Origin of the sequence: Streptomyces sp. NPDC048637 (assembly GCF_040650675.1) — a bacterium.
Classification (GTDB): domain Bacteria; phylum Actinomycetota; class Actinomycetes; order Streptomycetales; family Streptomycetaceae; genus Streptomyces.
This window is the reverse complement of the sequence record NZ_JBEZHQ010000028.1, coordinates 98,850-118,325: the sequence shown is the minus strand read 5'-3', so window position 1 is coordinate 118,325 and position 19,476 is coordinate 98,850. Positions and strand designations below refer to the sequence as shown.

The following is a 19,476-nucleotide window of genomic DNA, read 5'->3' as shown; positions in this document are numbered from 1 at the left end:
GGGGTGTCCGGACGTAAAGCGAAGCAGTCCGGACACCCCCACCCGCGGAGGCCCGTTACCGCACCCCGAAAGCCCCGCGCAGCGGACCCGGCCCGCCGCAGGCGAAACGGCGAGGTCCCACACGGGGGGACAGCCAAAAACGTGGGAAGAGATCAGCCCGCAGCGATGCCCTCATAGCCCGAGATCTCCCGCGGGCTACGAGAGCTGGGCCCCACATACCGGGCCGACGGCCGGACCAGTCGGCCCGTCCGCTTCTGTTCCAGGATGTGCGCGCTCCAGCCGGCCGTACGGGCGCAGGTGAACATCGAGGTGAACATGTGCGCCGGGACCTCGGCGAAGTCCAGGACGATGGCCGCCCAGAACTCGACGTTGGTGGCCAGCACCCGGTCGGGGCGGCGGCTGCGCAGCTCCGCCAGGGCGGCCTTCTCCAGGGCCTCGGCGACCTCGAAGCGCGGGGCATTCAGCTCCTGGGCGGTCCGCCGCAGCACCCGCGCCCGGGGGTCTTCGGCGCGGTAGACGCGGTGGCCGAAGCCCATCAGCCGGCCGCCCTTGTCCAGCGCCTGCCGGACGTAGGCGGAGGCGTCGCCGGTGCGCTCGACGTCCTCGATCATGCCGAGGACGCGGGAGGGCGCACCGCCGTGCAGCGGCCCGGACATCGCGCCGACCGCGCCGGACAGCGCGGCCGCCACGTCCGCGCCGGTGGAGGCGATGGCGCGGGCGGTGAAGGTGGAGGGGTTCATGCCGTGCTCGGCGGCCGAGGTCCAGTAGGCGTCGACGGCCTTGACGTGCTGGGGGTCCGGCTCACCGCGCCAGCGCTTCATGAAGCGCTCCACGATGGTCTCCGCCTTGTCGATCTCCTTCTGCGGCACCATCGGCAGGCCCGGCCCGCGGGCCGACTGGGCCACGTACGACAGGGCCATCACCGCGGCGCGGGCGAGGTCGTCACGGGCCGTCCGCTCGTCGATGTCCAGCAGCGGCTTGAGACCCCATACGGGCGCGAGCATGGCGAGCGCCGACTGCACATCGACCCGGATGTCACCGGAGTGCACCGGGATCGGGAAGGGCTCCGCGGGCGGCAGCCCGGGGTTGAACGCCCCGTCGACCAGCAGCCCCCAGACGTTTCCGAAGGACACCTTCCCGACGAGATCTTCGATGTCGACACCGCGGTAGCGGAGCGAGCCGCCTTCCTTGTCCGGTTCGGCGATCTCCGTCTCGAACGCGATGATTCCTTCGAGTCCGGGTACGAAGTCGGACATCAGGCAGCTCCTCAAGGTGGGGACGGCAAACGGTCCGTGACCGGCTGCCGTGCGGTCGAGTCTCTGGTGTGCGGCGCCGGTGCGGTTCCGCGGCTGCGCCGGGCAGCTCGCGGTCCGTACCGGTCACCCCGGTGATGCCCCGCCAGGGGGTGGGTCACGCGACGGTCTTGCCTGCGGTGGTCGGACCGCGGGCGGGCAGGTGCGGTGTGGTGCGCCCCTTCAGGCCGGACGGACACGATAGCTCTCCCCGCCCGGGGGCCACAGGGGGCCTGCCCCCGATTGTGGCGGGTCCCTCACCTGCGCGGAGGCGTGCGACCCGCACACCGGTCGATCTGCCGACGGGAGGGCTACGGCCGGTCGAGCGGGGGCAGACTTCCGCCTCTCCCGGCTGACCGCGCCTGACCGGGTGTTGCAAGATGAGGCCGTGCACCCCGCCGACGCGCCTCATGCCGAGAACCCCGACCCTTCCTCCATGCGTGCCCACTACCGCGCCGAGGGACTCGTCGAGTCCGACCTTGCCGCCAGCCCGTACGACCAGTTCGCGCGCTGGTTCAAGGACGCGACCGTGGCCGGTCTGCACGAGCCGAACGCGATGGTCGTCTCGACGGTGGACCCGGCGGGCCGGCCGAGCTCACGGACCGTTCTCCTGAAGGCGTTCGACGACCGCGGCTTTGTGTTCTTCACCAACTACAACAGCCGGAAGGGTCGTGAACTGGCCGAAAATCCGGCCATCTCGCTGCTCTTCCCCTGGCACCCCCTCGCCCGTCAGGTCGTGGTGACCGGCGCCGCCGAGCGCATCGGCCGGGACGAGACCGCCGCCTACTTCCGCACCCGCCCGCACGGCTCCCAGCTGGGCGCCTGGGCCAGCGACCAGTCCGCACGGGTCGGCTCGCGCGAGGAACTGGAGCGCGCCTACGAGGAATTGGCGGCCCGCTACCCGGAGGGGGAGCAGGTGCCGGCGCCGCCGCACTGGGGCGGCTACCGGATCGCCGCCGAGACGATCGAGTTCTGGCAGGGCCGGCTCAACCGGCTGCACGACCGGCTGCGGTACGTGCGGGAGGGCGACGCCTGGAGCGTGGAGCGCCTGGCGCCCTGAGGGCGGGCCCGGTGCCGCCGCGACGGTGTCCCCGTCGCCGGGCGGTGCGCCTGCCGTGTGCAGACGCAGACGACCCGCGGGCTGTTTCCTCCGCGCTCGGTGGCGCGAAGGGCCGGTCGGACGAACCGGCAGCCCGCGGGTCGGGTGACTGCTTGGGATTGGCCGGCTGCGCATCTGCAGTATGCGCCGGTCCGGCGCTGCACTTCGGTGAAGCGACGGGCCGCTAGCCCGCAGCCACCTCACGCGTCCGGTGCGAAATCATTGGCCGAACCACCTCCCTTCTCGTGTGCTCCACACATTAGGAAGCCGTCCGGCCGCACACAAGGGATTTTCCCGTTAGCAACGATTTCCGCGAATCGGGCGTGTGCGGTGTCCCGTTCCAGTTGAATGTTCCCAGGTGGAGCACGTGTGGCCGCGTTCGTAAGGGGTGCCAGTGACTGCTTCGTCAGCTTCTTCCGCCGCGTCGGCCTCGGCGCGGTGCGCCGCCGGCGAGACCGGTGACTCCGGTCTGCTCGCCGCGCTCCTGGACGGTATGGACGCCGCCCTGGTCGCCTTCGCCGCGGACGGCACGGTCACCCACTGGAACCACGAAGCCGCGCGCATTCTGGGCTGGACCACCGCCGAGGCCGTCGGCCGTACGGGCCTGACCGGCTGGGCGGTCCGCAAGGAGGACGCCGACGGGATCGAGGCCGCACTGACGGCCGCCATGCGCTCCCCGGGCCGTCAGGTCCATGAGTTCGCCCTGCTGACCAAGGACGGCCACCGTGTTCTCGTCCGCACCCAGTCCTCCGCGGTCCGCGCCCCCGGCGGCCGGGTCGTGGGCGTGTACTGCGCCTTCAGCGAGGTGCACACACAGCTGGACCTGGAGCGGTCCATCGCGCTCAGCGAGGCGCTGTTCGCGGACGCGTCGTGGGGCGTGGTGCTGATCGACGCCGATCTGCGGCCCGCGGTCGTCAATGCGCACGCCGCCCGCGCCCTGGGCATGGGGCGCACGGCCCTGCTGGGCCGCCCCCTGGGTGAGCTGCTGGCGCAGGGCGTCGAGGAGCTGGAGTGCGCGCTGCAGCACGTCCTCGCCGAGGGCGCGCCGCCGGCCGTCGCCGAGCTGTGGGTGACGCTGCGCTCCGCGGAGGCCGGGGTGCCGCGCCGGTGCTGGCGCAGCGGCTTCGTCCGGCTGGTCTCCCCGCTGGCGGAGGAGCCGGTACCGCTGGGTGTGGCCTGGCTCTTCCAGGACGTCACGGACGCCCGGCGCGCCGAGCAGGAGAACTCCCTGCTGCGTTTCCGCGCCCAGCAGCTCCACCGGGCCGGCCGGGCGGCCGCGGAGTGCCCGGACCCGGCCGGGGCGGCCGCGCTCCACCTCGACTTCGCCCTGGCGGGCTTCGCCGACCACGGTCTGGTCGACCTCGCCACGACGCCCGCACCGGCACCGTTCGGGGCGGTCGCCGGGGGCGATGCGTTCGACGCGTACGGCGTGGCGGGTGCGGAGGGCGCAGCGGGCGGTGCCGAGCCGTCGTCCGGCGCCGGGGGCACCGCCGCCACCGGTGCGGAGGCCGGGCGCCGTATGCGAGCGGGCACGCCCCGTCTGGTGCGGACCCTGGCGTCCCCGGCCGGTTCCCCCGGCCCGTCGGAGACGATGCCGGCGACCGGCATTCCCGCGCCCTATGTGCCGGGCCATCCGGCGCTCCAGGCGTACGAGCGGCGCGGTTCGGTGCGCACCAGCGCCGGGCCCGCCTCGTCCGAGGGCTGGGCGGCCGCCCGTAATTGGCCGGACGGCTCGGTGCACGGGTTGTGTGTGGTGCTGTGCAGCCGCGGCCGCAGGCTCGGCGTCGTGACCTTTCTGCGGGCGCCCGCGCGCCGCCCGTTCGACCGCGCGGACGCGGACTACGCGGAGGAGGTCGCGGCCCGGATCGCCGCCGCCCTGGATCTCGCGGGCGCGGCCGAGGGGCGGCCGGCGCCGGCCGCTCACTGCCGGTAGAAGATCCGGTCCGCGTAGGCGCTCATCACCCCGGCGTTCCAGTCGTGCCCGCCGTCGACGTTGCCGGAGCGCAGCAGCGGCGGGTCGATGCCCCGCTCGGCGAGCGTGCCCGCGGCCGTCGCCACTACGGCCTGCATGATCGCGCTGGTGACGACCGTGGAGGCGGGGGCGAACGGCGCGTCGATGCCCGGCAGTGTCAGCTCCGCGTCGCCGACCGGGATCCGGCTGTCCAGCACGAGATCGCAGTGGTCCTTGAGGAAGTCCCCGGAGGAGTGCCGGGACGTGGTCGCGTCCGCGTACGCCACCGAGGTCACGCCGATGACCTTGATGCCGAGGGCGCGGGCGTGCCGAGCCATCTCCACGGGCAGCGCGTTGCGCCCGGAGAGCGAGATGATCACCAGCACATCGCCCGGCTGCAGCGGGCTGGTGTCCAGGACGGCGCCGGCCAGCCCGTCGACCCGCTCCAGCGCGCTGCCGAGGGTCGCGGGCCGCACGTCCACGCCGACCACGCCCGGGACGGACAGCAGATTCATGATTGCCAGCCCGCCCGCGCGGTAGACCGTGTCCTGGGCGGGGAGCGAGGAGTGCCCGGCACCGAAGGAGAAGACCCGGCCGCCCGCCGCGACGGTGTCCGCGATCAGTGCTCCGGCCGCGGTGATCCGGTCGTCTTCAGCGTCGCGGACCTGCCGCAGCAGGTCGATCGCGGCGTCGAAGTACTTCCCGGCCAACCGGTCGCTCCGGTCGCTCTCAGCCATTACCGCGGGCCCCTCTCGTCGGATCTCGGCGTATCTGATCAGTGGCGCGGATCACGTTGCGGTCTGGACCAGTGCCCTGTCAATACGGCTGAGCGGGTCCGGAGTAGGGACGAGGCGCCACCGTTGTCAGTCGGATGCGTCAGAATTGAGTCCAGGGCCACCGCACCACACATCAAGGGGCACGCATGTCCGGACTGATCGACACCACGGAGATGTATCTCCGCACCATCCTTGAGCTGGAAGAAGAGGGTGTGGTGCCCATGCGCGCCCGCATCGCGGAGCGGCTCGAACAGAGCGGCCCGACGGTGAGCCAGACAGTGGCGCGCATGGAGCGAGACGGCCTGCTGCAGGTCGCGGGCGACCGGCATCTGGAGCTGACGGAGGAGGGCCGGCGGCTGGCGACGCGGGTGATGCGCAAGCACCGCCTCGCCGAGTGCCTGCTCGTCGACGTCATCGGGCTCGAATGGGAGCAGGTGCACGCCGAGGCGTGCCGCTGGGAGCATGTGATGAGCGAGGCGGTCGAGCGCCGCGTCGTCGAACTGCTGCGGCATCCGACGGAGTCCCCGTACGGGAACCCCATCCCGGGGCTGGAAGAGCTGGGCGAGAAGTCCGGGGGCGACCCGTTCCTGGACGCCGGCATGGTGAGCCTGATGGATCTGGACGCCGGGGCCGACGGGAAGACGGCCGTGGTGCGCCGGATCGGTGAGCCGATCCAGGCGGACGCCCAGCTGATGTACACGCTGCGGCGGGCCGGTGTGCAGCCGGGCGCGGTGGTGAGCGTGACGGAGTCGCCGGCCGGGGTGCTGGTCGGCAGCAGCGGTGAGGCCGCCGAGCTGGACTCCGAGATCGCCTCGCATGTCTTCGTCGCCAAGCGCTGAAAGCAGTTTCAGCTGGTTTCTTTTTCGCACTCCCGCCCGCAGATCGCCCCCGAGCCCGCTGAGCTGCGCTGACGCGCCGTTCGGCGGGCTCGGCAAGTTCTTTCCCGCTGAACGGACTTGTGCGAATCCGTGCGATACGGCCGGTCTCGTGCCACCCTGACGCATGGCCATGCATCGGCCTGTCCTGGCCGGGGAGGGGGCTCGGATGCATCCACTTGCTCGGGAGACAGTCAGGGCCCCGGCGCTGCGAGCAGCCGGGGCCCTGCCTCCCCATGTCCCCCACCCAAGACCCGGAGCCCCGAGCTCCCAGGGTCTGTCCCCACGGGCCCCCTTCCCGGTAGGGCCCGCCTCCCGGCAGATGTCTCCCCGTGGCGGGCGCGGCCAATCCTTGAGCGAGGTCACTCGAACGAGGGGTGTTCCGCGTCGGAACGGTGCGTTCGAATAGGGGTTCGATAGTGTGGAGCTGCTCAAGGGACGATTGGGGGTGCCAGGGCACATGGTGCGGCGCATCGATGTAGCAGGGACCGGCGGCGTGCGGCTTGCCGCCTGGGAGTTCACCGACCCGCCCAAGGTCGGCGGCGGGCTGGAGGAGGGCGAGCAGCGGCCCGGCGTGCTGCTGCTCCATGGCCTGATGGGGCGCGCCTCGCACTGGGCGGCCACCGCACGCCGCCTGAGCGCCCGTCACCGCCCGGTCGCGCTGGATCAGCGGGGCCACGGCCGCAGCGAGAAGCCCGCCGAGGGGCCGTACGACCGCGAAGCGTATGTCGATGACGCCATCGCCGCCATCGAGCAGCTCGGCCTCGCCCCGGTCGCCCTGGTCGGGCATGCCATGGGCGCCCTGACGGCCTGGCAGTTAGCGGCCCGGCGCCCGGATCTGGTCAGTGCGCTGGTCATCTGCGATATGCGGGCGTCGGCGCTCGGCGCGGCCTCGCAGCGCGAATGGACCGAATGGTTCCGGTCCTGGCCGGTGCCGTTCGCCACCCTCGCGGATGTCCGTAAGTGGTTCGGTGAGGACGATCCGACCCTGGAGCGGTCCAGACCCGCCCGCGGTGAGTTCTTCGCCGAGGTGATGGCCGAGCGCGCGGACGGCTGGCGGCCCGTCTTCTCCCGCCGGCAGATGCTCAGCGCCCGTGAGACCTGGGTTCATGACGCCCATTGGGAAGAGCTTGCCCAGGTGCCGTGCCCGGCCCTCGTGGTCCGCGGCCTCGATGCCGAACTCGGCCGCGCCGAGGCCCAGGAGATGGTCCGGGTCCTGCCCCGCGGCGCCTACGCCGAGATCCCCGACGCCGGACATCTGCTCCCGTGGGAACAGCCCGACGCATGGTGCGCCGCCATTGAACCGTTTCTCCAGGCGGCCACGATGCCGACGTAGCGCCCTCTGCCGTGCGCCAGGGCTCCCGAGGGCTGACGCACGGCAGCCGGTATGCCGTCGACTCAGCCGGCGTTGTTGAACTTCCAGATCAGCGGGGAGCCGCTCTGGCCCTCACCGGCCCAGTGGACCTCCACGGACTTCGCGCCCTTGGGGATCATGTAGGTCTGGCAGATGGTGTGGCTCTGCCCCGCCTTCCAGTTCTCGATGTCGATGGTGTCCTCACAGCCCGGACCGTCCTCGGCGGCACCGATGAGCAGACCGCCGCGCTGTCCGTCCGCGTAGATCTCGGACTCATCGGCCACGTCGGGCGATTCCTTGACGACACCGCCGCCCTTGTTCGTGTACTTCACCCATGCGGTGGCGGCCACCAGACCCTTTGCCCGCTTCGGGTCCGAGACCAGTTTCTTGGTCTCGGCCTCGGTGCCCACATGCACCTTTTGCGCGGCGACCTCGTAAGTGATGGTGCCGTTCTCTTCCTTGAACTTCCCCGTACCGCCCTGACCGGGCTTCAGTTCACTGGTCTCCGCCGGGGCCGACGAGCCCTTTTCCGTCTTGGGTGCGTCGTCGGTGGCGGTGGCGCTCTTCTTGTTGCCGCCGCAGGCGGTCAGTGCCAGCGCCAGTACGGCGACGGGCGCGGCGGCGCGCAGCAAAGCGGTCTTCTTGTGCAGCACAACATTCTCCTAGCAGACATTCTCCCCCGTCGCACAACACAGTTCCCCGTGTGTTTGCGAACGGCTGTGTGAGCGGAGCATAGGAGCGGGCTTTCGGATTTGTCGAAACATTGCCGTGAGATGGGCCCGGGACCGGCACAGGTGATTCGCGTGAAATTCCCGAAAAAGCGGGGCCGTTCTCTTGATCGTTTGTCCAATTGGGGGTGAATTCCATGCGATTGATATGTGGCATCAAATGATGGAGAAATTCGCGAAGGCAGTGGCACATCATGGAGCGGCGCGGGGCCGCGCGGAGTGGCACGGGCCGGTGGGTGCCGGTTGCGGGCCGTGCCAACGGAGTTGGCGAACCGGCCCGGCCAACACCGCGCGCCGGTCAGTCCCGTGTGCGGGTGAAGTCGCCGCGCTGGACCCGTCCGGCGAGGGAGTCGCCGGTGCCGCGCAGCAGTGAGCCATAGCCGGTGGCCGCCCAGAGGCTGTCCTCGGCGGGCACCTCGAAGTACGGCACCGGGCGGCCGTCCCGCCGGTCGGTCAGCACCTCCGGGGCACGCCGGGTGCGTACCGCGCGCAGACAGGTCTCGCAGGCGGCCACCCGCAGTTGCTCGCGCCGGCCCAGCGGCCGCCAGGGTATGCGGCGGACGGCCGGGCCGTGCAGGGGATGGAAGAAGCACAGCGGGAGCGCGGCCGCGGCTGGGGCTGCGGAAAGAGCCGCCCGGCCCTCGGCGACCAGCGCGAACACCCCTGCCAGGTCCGGGACTCCACACGCCCGGTCCAGGACCGTGCCGGCCGCGGCGTAGGCATCGAGCGCCCGCTCGACGGCTGCCGGGTCGCCCTGTGCGGTGCGAGCCTCCTCGCCGAGCCGTACGACCTCCTCGGCGGCACGGTCACGCAGCCCCGCCTCGTCCGCCTGCCGGGCGGCGGCGAAGACCGAGCGCGGCAGTGCGAACGGCGTCGAGAGGTCCCGCAGCCGCGACCGGCGCCGCAGCAACAGCCCGACCGCGGCCAGCAACAGCACCGGCCCGACGACGAGGGACAGGAGCCGCACGACGGGGGAGCCGTGCGCGGACGTGGCCTTCGCGCCCGCGCCGTCCCCCGTGCCCCGCGTCGACTTCGGGGCGCCGAGACCGGCGGTGGCCCGCTCGTACACCGCGTCGCCGTTGCCGGCCTCGATGATGTCGATCGCGCGGGCGACCCGCTGCGCCGGCCCCGCGCCCTTCATGTCCTTCTGGAAGAAGACCGCGGCGGCGGCATGGAACGCCTGATGCGCACCCGAGGGCCATTCGCGGGCGCTGGTGTCATCGGGGTGGTTCCCGAGCGTGATGAGGAGGGACGGGCCACCGCCCATCCGGTCATGGACCACCTCGGCGAGCTGCTCCGGCTTCCCGCCCCAGCTGTCGCCCTCGACCAGCGGCACCAGGGCCACCCGGATCGGCAGAGGGGTGCGCCGGATCCGCGCGGCCGGCTCCCGCTGCTGTTCCGCGTCGACGGCCGAGGCGAGGGACGGGTCGACATGGACGGGGGAGCGGCGCAGCGCATCGGCGATCTTCTGCCCCGGGCTCTCGGCGGCCGCACCGGGCGCCGCGGCGCAGCACAGCAGCGCGACGGAAGCGGCGCCGAGAGCGAGGGCCCGGTGCAGCCGACGGGCGGTGGCCGGGGCCCGCTGCGGGCCGGCGGGGTGAAGGGGGTCAGTGCACACCGAAGTACTCCCGTACATCGCGGGTGAGTTGATCGATTCCGACGCCGTCGCCGAGCGCGGCCAGGGGTCCCGGCAGGGTGGGGTACGGGGCATACGCGTCACGTCCGCCGCTCCCCGGGGAGCGCAGCCGCAACACCGGGCCGGGCGCCGGCCGGCACGCCTCGCACACCGGCAACGACCGCGCCGGGCCGCCGTCGGAGGGCCGTACCGGTCCGCGGCTGCGGGCCGCGCCGTGCAGCGGATTGCGGTGGCAGACATGGCGCGCGGCGGCCGGTTCCTCGATTGCGGTCCGTCCGGCGCGGGCCAGCACCACGGCACAGGTGAGGCCGACGGGCGTGGCATCGGCGTCGATCCGGCCGTCGCTGTCGCCGTCGACCAGCAGCGCCGCGGCGTCCAGGCACTCCCAGGCCCTGCGCCGGGCCTCCTCGGGCAGCGAAGGCGAAGCCTCCAGGGCGGCCGTGAGGGCATCGAGATCCTGCCGGGCGGTGCGCCGCAGCCATGACAGCGCGGGCCGGTCCGGCGCTGCGCGAACCGCGGCCCCGCCCGCTCCCCGGCCCGCCGGTCTCCTGCGCCGCACCAGCCGACGGACCACCGCACGGGCCGCCGCGACCAGCCCGAAGACCAGCCCCGCGGCGAAGGTGCCGATGACCATCCCGGGTTCGAAGTCCCCGGTGAACAGACCGGGCAGCGCCTTCTCCTCGACGGGGTCGGCGGCGGGCGGCGGGTCATAGGGCCTGCCGCCCGTCGTGGCCCGTGGGGCCTTGCCGACGTACGTCAGCAGCTCGTCCAGATGACGGCCGAGCTGTTCCTCGGCGGGCCCGGTGTAGGTGAGGTCGCGCGGGCGGCCGACGAGGTAGCTGTCGTCGACGCGGGTGCTGTAGTTGACGAGTTCGATGACGCCGGTCGCCGGGTCGGCGAGCACCATGAGGACATCGCGGTGCAGCCGGCCGTGCAACTCCTTGGCCAGCACCTCCGTGGCGCCCCCCGACTCGTCGTCCGTCGGGGTGGGCACGGCGGCGATCACCACCGGGACGTCCAGCTCCCGTAGGCGCTTGCGGAGTTGGGCGCGCTCGGCGCCGTCCAGCGTGGACCGGCTCTCGGGGTCGAGGTAGAGCGGATCGCGGCGCAGTCCGGCGGACACCCGGTCGATACGGGCCCGCATATCGGCGGCTGTGGGACGGGAGCCGTCACCACTGGTCGTGTCGTCGAAGATCTGGGACGCGGTGAAGGCGACCAGCCCGCCCAGCACGGCGGCACCCAGCATCAGGGGCAGCAGCCGCGCGCGGGGGAACGGGCCGGGACCGCCACCCGGCTGCTGCCGGGCGCTCCCCGTCGTGCCGCCGCCGGCCTTCCCGCCCCCGCCCCGCGGACCACCACGCGCCCCCGGTACGCGCACCGGTCCGCCCGCTGCCACCGCACGCCGCACCCGGCGCCGCTGCAGGGCATGGACCGTGACCAGCAGCACGGTCAACGGAATGCCGATGACGGCGATACCCGTCACAAAGCTCTGGTTCCCGCGCTCGGTGGTGTCGGTGTGCAGACCGGGGGGTTCGGCCGACGTCCCGTTGTCATATGTGGCGCGCGCCTCCTCGGCGCGCTGAGGGGCCCGCCCCGAGGTGACCACCTCCACGAAGTGCCGGAACACCTCGCGGGGGGTGGCGTCGTACGGCAGGGCGTACGCCGATTCCGTGACGGCGTCCGCCGTGCCGGGCAGGTCCACGCCGTAGGTCTGCGCCGCCTCCAGGCCCGTGTCGCTCAGGGCGACATACAGGCCCTTGCGTCCCAGCCGGTCATGGACACCGGCGAGCAGGCCGTCCGCCTGGGTGCCGTAGGAGGTGTGCGGCAGGACCATGACGTACGTCGGCACACCCAGGCGCCGGGCCTCCCGGGCGAATGCGGGCGCGGTCGACCGGGGGACCTCGCGCGGGATCTGGTCGCTGACATGGACCGGGCTCTTGCGGAGCTGCGCGGCGAGGTACGCGTACTGCGCCGGGTCGTCGGGTGTGGCGGGACCGGCCGGCGCCGCCTGCACCGCCCCGGCGCAGAACAGCACCGTCAACCAGCCCACCACCAGCACCATTCCGGCGCGCGGCACCGCCCCCACCACCCCTCGTCCGGGTCGTGGATGACGCTACCGCCACCGCGCGCCGGCCGGTGCGGCCTGTGGACAACTCCACGGCGAGGCCGCCGCGGCCCGGCCGGCGCGCGCTCAGCCCTTGCTGACGGCCGCCAGAATCTCCGGCAGCCGCCGGGCGGCCCGCGGCGCCATCAGCCGCAGCCCCAGCTCCGCGACGGCCACGCCGTAGACCGCACCGGCCGGCAGCAGCACCCACAACAGGTGGTGCAGACCCGCGACATGCAGCCAGATCGTCAGCCCCAGCAGCGGTGCGCACAGCACGGCACCCGCCACGACCCCGCCGAAGAGACTGAACCAGGCGATCGAGCCCTGCCCCGGTGCGACGTTCTTGTTGCCCTCCGAGGGGATCGAATACGGGAAGAGCACCGACGACAGCACCCCAGTGGCCAGCAGCGCGCCCAGTACCGCCAACGAGAGCCCGTACACCTCCAGGAAGGACGACCACGGCCCGATGAGCGCCGCACTGCCGACGACGACCAGCGTGACGTACGGGACGGCCACCAGCGCCAGCGCCAGCGCGCGGGCCCGCAGCTCCTGATAGGCGTCCCGCGGGGTGGCGATCGTCGAGGCGACCATCCAGAACGCCGAGGTGTCCTGCCCGAACTGGTTGTACATCTGCATGCCGAGCAGCGTGGCCGCCGAGAACGCGGTGTAGATGCTGCCGCTGCCCTGCACGGCCGAGACGACCGGCACCAGCAGTCCCGCGGCGAGCGCGGTCGCCCACGACATCTTCGACTTGGGGTCGCGCCATCCGTAGCGCAGCGTACGGAGGATGACCGTGCCGGTGCGCCCCTGCGACAGCAGCCGCGCAAGGCCCCGCTCCCCGCCGCCGGCCCGGCGTGCGCTGTCCTTCTCCACCGCCTGGAGGGTGGAGGAGTCCGGGGACGTCATCAGGGTGGTCAGAGTGCGCTGCCACCACCACAGCAGCAGGACCAGCGCCAGCACCGTCAGCCCCAGGCCGGCCAGCGCCCGCCCGTACGCCCCGTGCCCGGCGTTGTCGACGGCGCCCACCGCCGAGACCGGCGGCACCCAGCGCAGGATGTCGCCCAGCGGCTCCAGTACGGACAGGCCGTCCGGCTTCCCCAGCTTCTGGGCGGCGATATTGACGCCCTGCGCGCCGATGGCGATGAACAGACCGCTCAGCACGGCGAGATCGCGGCCGCGCCGGCTGGTCAGCAGCCGCACCGAGGCGGTGGCGATCGCACGCGCCAGCGACACGCACACCAGCACCACCAGGACCACGGCCATCACGCCGACGGCCGCGGCGGCCGCGCCGTCCGCGACCGCGATCACCGAGCCGGTCACCAGCGCGAGGGTGACGACCGGGCCGATGCCGACGAGCGAGGCCGCCAGCAGCGAGACGATCAGCGGCCGCGGCCGCAGCGGCAGCATGACCAGCCGGGTCGGATCGAGCGTCTCGTCACTCGCCGGGAAGAACAGCGGCATCGCCGCCCAGCCCAGGGTGAGGATCCCGGTGAGCAGCACGACCAGCGCGCCGACATGGGGGTTGCCGCGCAGCGCGATCAGCCCCACCACGACACCCGAGGCGAACAGCAGGCCGACGATGACGGACGAGACATACGCCAGCGTGCGCCCGGTCGACTGGCGTAGCCCGTTGCGCAGCAGTGTCAGCTTCAGCCGTACGAAAACGGCGGTCAGGGACGGTGCGGCGGCCGGCCGTGCGGCCGCCGCGGCGGATTCGGTGCTCATCGGGCGCCGCCACCGCCCAGCCAGTCCAGGTTCGCTCCCGTGCCCCGGTCGTTCGCGCCGACGAGTTCGAGGAACGCGTCCTGCAGCGAGGGCGCCGCGCCGCGCACCTCCGCGAGCGGGCCGTCCGCCCGGATCTGACCGGCGGCGATCACCGCGACCCAGTCGCAGAGCGACTCGACCAGTTCCATCACATGGCTGGAGAAGATCACCGTCGCGCCGGAGGCGGTGTAGCGCTCCAGTACGCCGCGGATCGTCTGCGCCGACACCGGGTCGACGCCTTCGAAGGGCTCGTCGAGGAAGAGGACTTCGGGGTTGTGCAGCAGCGCCGCCGCCAGCCCGATCTTCTTGCGCATACCGGTGGAGTAGTCCACCACCATCTTGTGCTGGGAGCCGGCCAGATCGAGCACGTCCAGCAGCTGCCCGGCCCGCTTGTCGACCTCGTCGCCCGGGAGGCCGCGCAACCGCCCTATATAGCCGAGGAGTTCGCGGCCCGACAGCCGCTCGAAGAGCCGCAGCCCCTCGGGCAGCACCCCGATCCGGGACTTGACGGACACCGGGTCGCGCCAGACGTCGTGCCCGCCGATCTCGACCAGCCCGGCGTCCGGCCGCAGCAGGCCCGTCACCATGGAGAGGGTGGTGGTCTTGCCGGCGCCGTTGGGGCCGACGAGGCCGATGAAGCGGCCCGCGGGCAGCGTCAGGTCGATGCCGTTGACGGCGATCTGCTCGCCGAACTTTTTCCACAGGCCCTGGATGCGGACGGCGGGCGGACCGGCCGCGCCGCCTCCGGGGGCCGCGGCCGGCCCGCCCGGAGAAGTGGCCGTGGTGCGCTGCGGCGGTGCCGAAGTGCCCCGCTCATCGATGTGTTCCGGCTCGTTCGCCACCGGTCCTGCCCTTCGACGTCCCCGCAGAGGCCGGTCCCGGCCCCCGTCTGGCATCCCACGATACGGGCGGTTACGGGACGGGGGCCGGGGGGCGGGCAGCCCTGGGGACAAGGGGAGCGGCACGGTCCGGGGGGCGGGCAGCCCTGGGAGCAAGGGGAGCGGCACGGTCCGGATATCAGCGCCCCCGGACCGCGACCGCGTCCCGTGCGCAGGCATAGGCGAGCGGGCTGATCAGCTCCTCCGCGTCCGGCAGCCAGCGGTTGGCCGGGGTGGGGCGGCGCGCCCACTGCACCGAGCCGTGCGCGCCCACCCGGGTCGGCGGTGCGGCGAGGTACTCGCCCTCGCCACGGCAGATCAGATCGAGCGCGGCCGGCGCCCAGCCCAGGGTGCGTACGAGGGCGGGCACCTTCACCGAGGCACCGGGGAGGACGAAGAAGAGCATCCGGCGGTCGGGGGTGCGGGTGACCGGGCCGAGCGCCAGCTCCATCCGCTCCATGCGGGCCAGCGCCAGACAGCCCGCGGTCTCGGGCACGTCGAGCGCCTCGAACGTCCGGCCCGTCGGCAGCAGGATCGAGGCCTGCGGCTGCTTGCTCCACATCCGGCGGACGGCGGTCGCGCTGCCGCTGGCCTGTCCGGCCCAGCCGGGTCCGGTGGGGTGTGCGCCGGGTGCCGCGCAGTCGCCGGCGTCGCACGAGCAGCGCGGTGTCTCACCGTCGTGCTCCAGCCATGCGCCGGGGAACACGTCCCAATGCCGTTCTTCCGCGTAACGCACCGCAGTTTCGAGCAGCTGCTCGCCGCGCTGCAGGGGAATCTGCGAGGCTCCTGTGACTCCGATGGTCTTTTCCACGCTGAGGACAACTTCCCTCGTCACCAAGGGTTACGGCTCAGGGGTGGACTCCCCGGCGCATCGTTCTCGCACGTGGGGCGCATGGGTGCACCGGTGGGGGCGCGTATGCGGGCGGGGCCCGAGGAGCGGGTAGCCACCTGCGTGACGGGCGGACGGACCGCCCGGCGGCAGTCCGAAGTGCACCCGGGGGGAGCCCGGCACGGCGGCGCCGTGATCTGTGCACGGCACCGCGCACCCTTCCCCACCTGTGAACGGCACTTGGCACCGAAGATGCACCGGACAGGGCACAAACCGCTCACGCCCGAGCATCCTCCGCACAGCGCATATCACAACGATCCCTCCTATCGCGCATATTCAGGATCTCTCGGATATCCGGCATATTCCTGGGGAATCGATCACAGGGAACGGCGTTCGGCGGTGAACGCACAGCGGTACACAGGGGGTACAAGCATGGCCGCCAGGCCACTCGTCGCACGGCAGCCCAACGAACGGCTGCAGGCGCTGATCCAGGAAGCCGCCTGTTCCAACGCGGGGCTCGCCCGCCGCGTCAACATGTGCGGTGCGGAACACGGTCTCGACCTCCGTTACGACAAGACCTCCGTGGCCAGATGGCTGCGCGGACAGCAACCACGGGGCCGCGCGCCGGCCGTGATCGCGGAGGCGCTGGGGCGCAAGCTGGGGCGCACGGTCACCATCGACGAGATCGGGATGGCCGACGGCAAGAATCTCGCGTCCGGGGTGGGGCTGCAGTTCTCGCCGACCGTCCTCGGGGCGATCGAGCAGGTCTGTGAGCTGTGGCGCAGCGATGTCGGCCGGCGCGACTTCCTCAGTGGCTCCACGGTCGCGGCGTCCGCTCTGGTGGAGCCCAGCCGCGACTGGCTGATCACCGGGGCGGACACCCAGGTCGCCCGGAACGCCGGCGCCCGGGTCGGGATCTCGGACGTCGAGGCGGTCCGCGCCATGACCACAGCGCTCAGCGAGCTCGACCACCGCTTCGGCGCCGGACATGTCAGGCCGGTCGTCGTGCACTACCTCAACAGCGTGGTCTCGGGGCTGCTGGCCGGCTCGTACCGTGAGTCCGTCGGGCGTGAACTCTTCGCCGCCGTCGCGCGGTTGACCGAACTGGGCGGCTACATGGCCGTCGACACCGGCCAGCCCGGCCTCGCCCAGCGCTACTACATCCAGGCGCTGCGGCTGGCGCAGGCGGCCGGTGACCGCGGCTACGGCGGCTATGTGCTGGCCGCGAGCATGAGCCATCTCGCCGCCTCGCTCGGCAATCCACGGGAGATCGCCCAGCTCGCGCGCGCCGCGCAGGAAGGCGCCCGTGGCCATGTCACACCGCGCGCGGAGGCGATGTTCTGCGCCGCGGAGGCGCGCGGACACGCGCTGCTGGGCGACGGCCGGGCCTTCCAGGTGGTGGCCGGCCGGGCGGCCACCGCGATGGAGCACGCCGAAGCGGCCGCCGAGGCGGGCGACGACCCGATCTGGATCACCCACTTCGACCCGGCCTACCTGGCCGATGAACTCGCCCACTGCCACCGCGACCTGGGGCAGCCCGGACCCGCCGCGCAGCGGGCGCAGGAGGCGCTGGACGGGCATCCGGCCGGCCGGGCCCGGCGCCGGGCCATCGGTCTGCTGCTGCTGGCCGGCGCCCAGGTACAGCAGCGCGAGGTGGAGCAGGCCTGCCATACGGGCACCCAGGCGGTGGAGCTGCTGAGCGGACTGCGTTCGGACCGTGGCGCGGAGTATCTGGAGGACTTCCAGCTGCGTTTGGAGCCTTATCGGGACGAACCGGTGGTGCGGGAGTTCAGTGCGCGACTGGAGTTGCGGGCCACAGCGGCGTGAGCAACGCCTCACGACGGGGGCGGCGACTCCTTTGTTGTGCGGCGACTGCTTTGTTGGGCCGCGCCGGGTTTGTCGTGGGGCGCCGTAAGGCCTGGTCGGCGGGGGCCGCCCGGGGCGTTCCGGGCGCGTGCGGGGGCGGTGACCAGGCGACGTGGTCGAACGTTGCTGCGACCCGGTAGCGTGCAGCCGACGATTCCGTAGGTCTGCACGTTGGTAGGAGTCACGGTGACGCAGAGCGGACAGGGTCACGACCCGCAGAATTCTGCGGCCGGTCCCGCGCGAGAGGGCATTGTGCTGCCCGCCAACGGTGAGCCGTGGGTGCCCGACCAGCAGGCCGCACCGCCGGCCGGCCAGCCGTGGGGCCAGCCCTGGGGACCCGGTCAGCAGACCGCCCCCGCCCCGCAGCCGTACGGTGAGGCGCCCGCCCAGGGGCAGCAGCCCGCCGCACAGCAGGGGTACGGCCAGGGCCCGCAGCAGGGGTACGGCCAGGGCCCGCAGCAGGGTTACGGCCAGGGCCCGCAGCAGGGTTACGGCCAAGGTCCGCAGCAGGGTTACGGCCAGGGCCCGCAGCAGGGGTACGCCCCGCCACAGCTCCCGAACCCGCCGGGCCTCGTCCCGCAGCAGCCGCAGGGCCAGGGCTTCCCGGCGCCGCCCCAGGAACAGCAGCCGGTGCCGCCGGCCATGCCGCCCTCGGCGCCCCAGCAGCAGCCCGCCGCGCCGCAGCCGCAGGCCGGCTCCGACGCCGAGGCGACGGCGCTCATGCCGCACGGCGCACAGCCCGGCCCGGGCGCGCCCGGCGCACTTCCGCCCGAGGGGCAGCAGTCGTACGGCCAGCAGCCCCCGCAGCAGTCGTACGGCCAGCAGCCGCAGGCCCAGCAGGCCCAGCAGCCCCCGCAGCAGCCCTACGGCCAGCAGCCCCCGCAGCCGCAGCAGGCCCAACAGTCCCCGCAGCAGCCCTACGGCCAGCAGTCCCCCCAGCAGCCGTTCGGCCAGCAGTCCCCGCAGCCGCAGCAGGCCCAGCAGCCTCAACAGCCGTACGGGCAGCCGCCCCAGGGCCCGTCCGGAGAGCTGGTGCGGGCGACTCCGCAGACCGGTGCGCCGCTGCCGCCCGCCGCGGGCGACGCGGAGGCCACCGCGCTGATTCCGCCCTTCGACGCCCGGTCCGGCGGCCCCGGCGCCGCGCCGCTGCCGCCCGAGGCGGCCTCGCGCCCCGAGACGCCCGACGAGTCCACGACCATGCTGCGCGCGATCAAGCCGACGCAGGGCGGGCCCCAGGGCCGGCCGATGCCGCAGTCCCAGCCGATGCCCGGTGCCCAGGGCGCGGGCGACTCCGAGGCCACCCAGCTCATCCCCCCGGTGGGCGCCGGTGCGCCGACCCCGCCGCCCGGCGCGCCGTACGGCGTCCGCCCCGGCGCGCCCGGTGACCGTCCCACCCCCGCCGAGTTCGACGGCCTGTTCCGCGAAGGGCCGGGCGGTCCCGGTCAGGCCGGACCGGCCGGTGCACCGGACTCCACCGCGCAGCTGCCGCGCTTCGAGGACCCGGGCCGCCCGCCGTACGGACAGCAGGGCCAGGGCCAGGGCCACGGACAGCAGTTCCCGCCCGGCGGCGGCTATGACCAGCAGGCCTCGTACGACGACGGCGGCAGCGGACGCCGCCGGCTCGCCCCGGCCGCGATCGTCGGCATCATCGTCGTGGCGCTCGCGGGCGCCGGCCTCGGCCTCGGCTGGGCGCTGAGCGGCGACAGCAGCGAGAACACCGCGAAGAAGCAGGACTCCGGGGCCGATACGCCGAAGGAAGCCAAGGAGGCGGAGAAGCCGAAGCCGGAGCCGACCACCGACCCGGCCAAGGCCCAGGCCAAGGGTCTGGACGCGCTGCTCGGCGACAGCAACAACAGCCGCTCCTCGGTGATCGGCGCCGTCAACAGCATCAAGTCCTGTGACAACCTCCGCGGCGCGGCCAAGGACCTGCGAGGCGCGGCCGGGCAGCGCAACGACCTGGTGAAGCGGCTGCAGCAGCTGCCCGTCGACAAGATCCCGAACAACGCCCAGCTGACCGCCGCGCTGACCAAGGCCTGGCAGTCCTCGGCGTCCGCGGACAACCACTACGCGGCCTGGGCCGGACAGGTCGGCGGCAAGAAGGGCTGCCACAAGGGCAAGGCCCGGCTCACCCGGCAGACCGCCCAGGGCAACGCGGCCAGCGGTCAGGCGACCACGGCCAAGAAGCAGGCGGCGCAGATCTGGAACCCGCTCGCCAAGAAGTACGGGCTGACGGAGCGCCGCCCCGAGCAGCTCTGAGCGGAGGACCTCTGAGTGGAGGACGGGGCGGGCGCCGCCGGGCTGCCCGCCCGGTGCCCCTCAGCCCG

General features: G+C 73.0%; 14 protein-coding genes. 6 read left to right on the top strand and 8 right to left on the bottom strand.

The genetic code is table 11. The features are described from left to right. Positions 1-152 precede the first annotated feature (152 nt). Positions 153-1,256, bottom strand: a complete 1,104-nt coding sequence (locus AB0C46_RS29070) for a citrate synthase 2 (RefSeq protein ID WP_362831416.1) — start codon at positions 1,254-1,256, stop codon at positions 153-155. A gap of 472 nt (positions 1,257-1,728) precedes the next feature. Here AB0C46_RS29070 and pdxH point away from each other — a divergent pair, with 472 nt between their 5' ends. Then, positions 1,729-2,352 (top strand): pyridoxamine 5'-phosphate oxidase, encoded by a 624-nt coding sequence (gene pdxH, locus AB0C46_RS29065; RefSeq protein WP_208681426.1) that lies wholly within the window; start codon positions 1,729-1,731, stop codon positions 2,350-2,352. 433 nt (positions 2,353-2,785) lie between these two features. After that, the gene (locus AB0C46_RS29060) at positions 2,786-4,324 is read left to right on the top strand and encodes a PAS domain-containing protein (RefSeq protein ID WP_362831414.1); all 1,539 of its coding nucleotides are present in this window, start codon (positions 2,786-2,788) and stop codon (positions 4,322-4,324) included. Here the strand turns inward: AB0C46_RS29060 and AB0C46_RS29055 are convergent. Beyond that, entirely contained in the window at positions 4,312-5,079 is a 768-nt protein-coding gene (locus tag AB0C46_RS29055; RefSeq protein ID WP_362831413.1) for an SIS domain-containing protein, read from the bottom strand. The genes AB0C46_RS29060 and AB0C46_RS29055 overlap by 13 nt on opposite strands. 185 nt (positions 5,080-5,264) lie before the next feature. Here AB0C46_RS29055 and AB0C46_RS29050 point away from each other — a divergent pair, with 185 nt between their 5' ends. Continuing rightward, a complete protein-coding gene (locus AB0C46_RS29050) occupies positions 5,265-5,957 on the top strand; it encodes a metal-dependent transcriptional regulator (protein WP_362831411.1) in 693 nt (230 codons plus the stop codon). Between the two features lie 496 nt (positions 5,958-6,453). Beyond that, positions 6,454-7,329 carry an alpha/beta hydrolase gene (locus tag AB0C46_RS29045; RefSeq protein ID WP_362831410.1) on the top strand — a complete coding sequence of 292 codons (876 nt, stop codon included), beginning with the start codon at positions 6,454-6,456 and terminating at the stop codon, positions 7,327-7,329. 62 nt (positions 7,330-7,391) lie between these two features. On the opposite strand, the gene AB0C46_RS29040 is transcribed toward AB0C46_RS29045, so the two are convergent. The 6 genes from AB0C46_RS29040 to AB0C46_RS29015 all read right to left on the bottom strand — a co-directional run bounded on the left by AB0C46_RS29040 (position 7,392) and on the right by AB0C46_RS29015 (position 15,268). Further along, entirely contained in the window at positions 7,392-8,000 is a 609-nt protein-coding gene (locus AB0C46_RS29040) for a hypothetical protein (RefSeq protein WP_362831409.1), read from the bottom strand. Positions 8,001-8,373: 373 nt separating this feature from the next. Continuing rightward, positions 8,374-9,693, bottom strand: a complete 1,320-nt coding sequence (locus AB0C46_RS29035) for a hypothetical protein (protein WP_362831408.1) — start codon at positions 9,691-9,693, stop codon at positions 8,374-8,376. Continuing rightward, on the bottom strand, positions 9,683-11,788 hold the full coding sequence (locus AB0C46_RS29030; RefSeq protein WP_362831407.1) for a hypothetical protein: 2,106 nt from the start codon (positions 11,786-11,788) through the stop codon (positions 9,683-9,685). The genes AB0C46_RS29035 and AB0C46_RS29030 overlap by 11 nt, the downstream gene beginning before the upstream one ends. A gap of 114 nt (positions 11,789-11,902) precedes the next feature. Then, entirely contained in the window at positions 11,903-13,540 is a 1,638-nt protein-coding gene (locus AB0C46_RS29025; protein ID WP_362831406.1) for a transporter, read from the bottom strand. Next, entirely contained in the window at positions 13,537-14,421 is an 885-nt protein-coding gene (locus tag AB0C46_RS29020; protein ID WP_362831404.1) for an ABC transporter ATP-binding protein, read from the bottom strand. Before AB0C46_RS29020 ends, AB0C46_RS29025 begins: the two co-directional genes overlap by 4 nt. A gap of 175 nt (positions 14,422-14,596) precedes the next feature. Continuing rightward, positions 14,597-15,268, bottom strand: coding sequence for a bifunctional DNA primase/polymerase (locus AB0C46_RS29015; protein WP_362831403.1), 672 nt, complete (start codon positions 15,266-15,268; stop codon positions 14,597-14,599). A 450-nt stretch (positions 15,269-15,718) separates the two neighbouring features. Here AB0C46_RS29015 and AB0C46_RS29010 point away from each other — a divergent pair, with 450 nt between their 5' ends. Beyond that, positions 15,719-17,113, top strand: coding sequence for a transcriptional regulator (locus tag AB0C46_RS29010; RefSeq protein WP_362831402.1), 1,395 nt, complete (start codon positions 15,719-15,721; stop codon positions 17,111-17,113). A gap of 225 nt (positions 17,114-17,338) precedes the next feature. After that, positions 17,339-19,408, top strand: a complete 2,070-nt coding sequence (locus AB0C46_RS29005) for a hypothetical protein (protein ID WP_362831401.1) — start codon at positions 17,339-17,341, stop codon at positions 19,406-19,408. Positions 19,409-19,476: the final 68 nt, after the last annotated feature.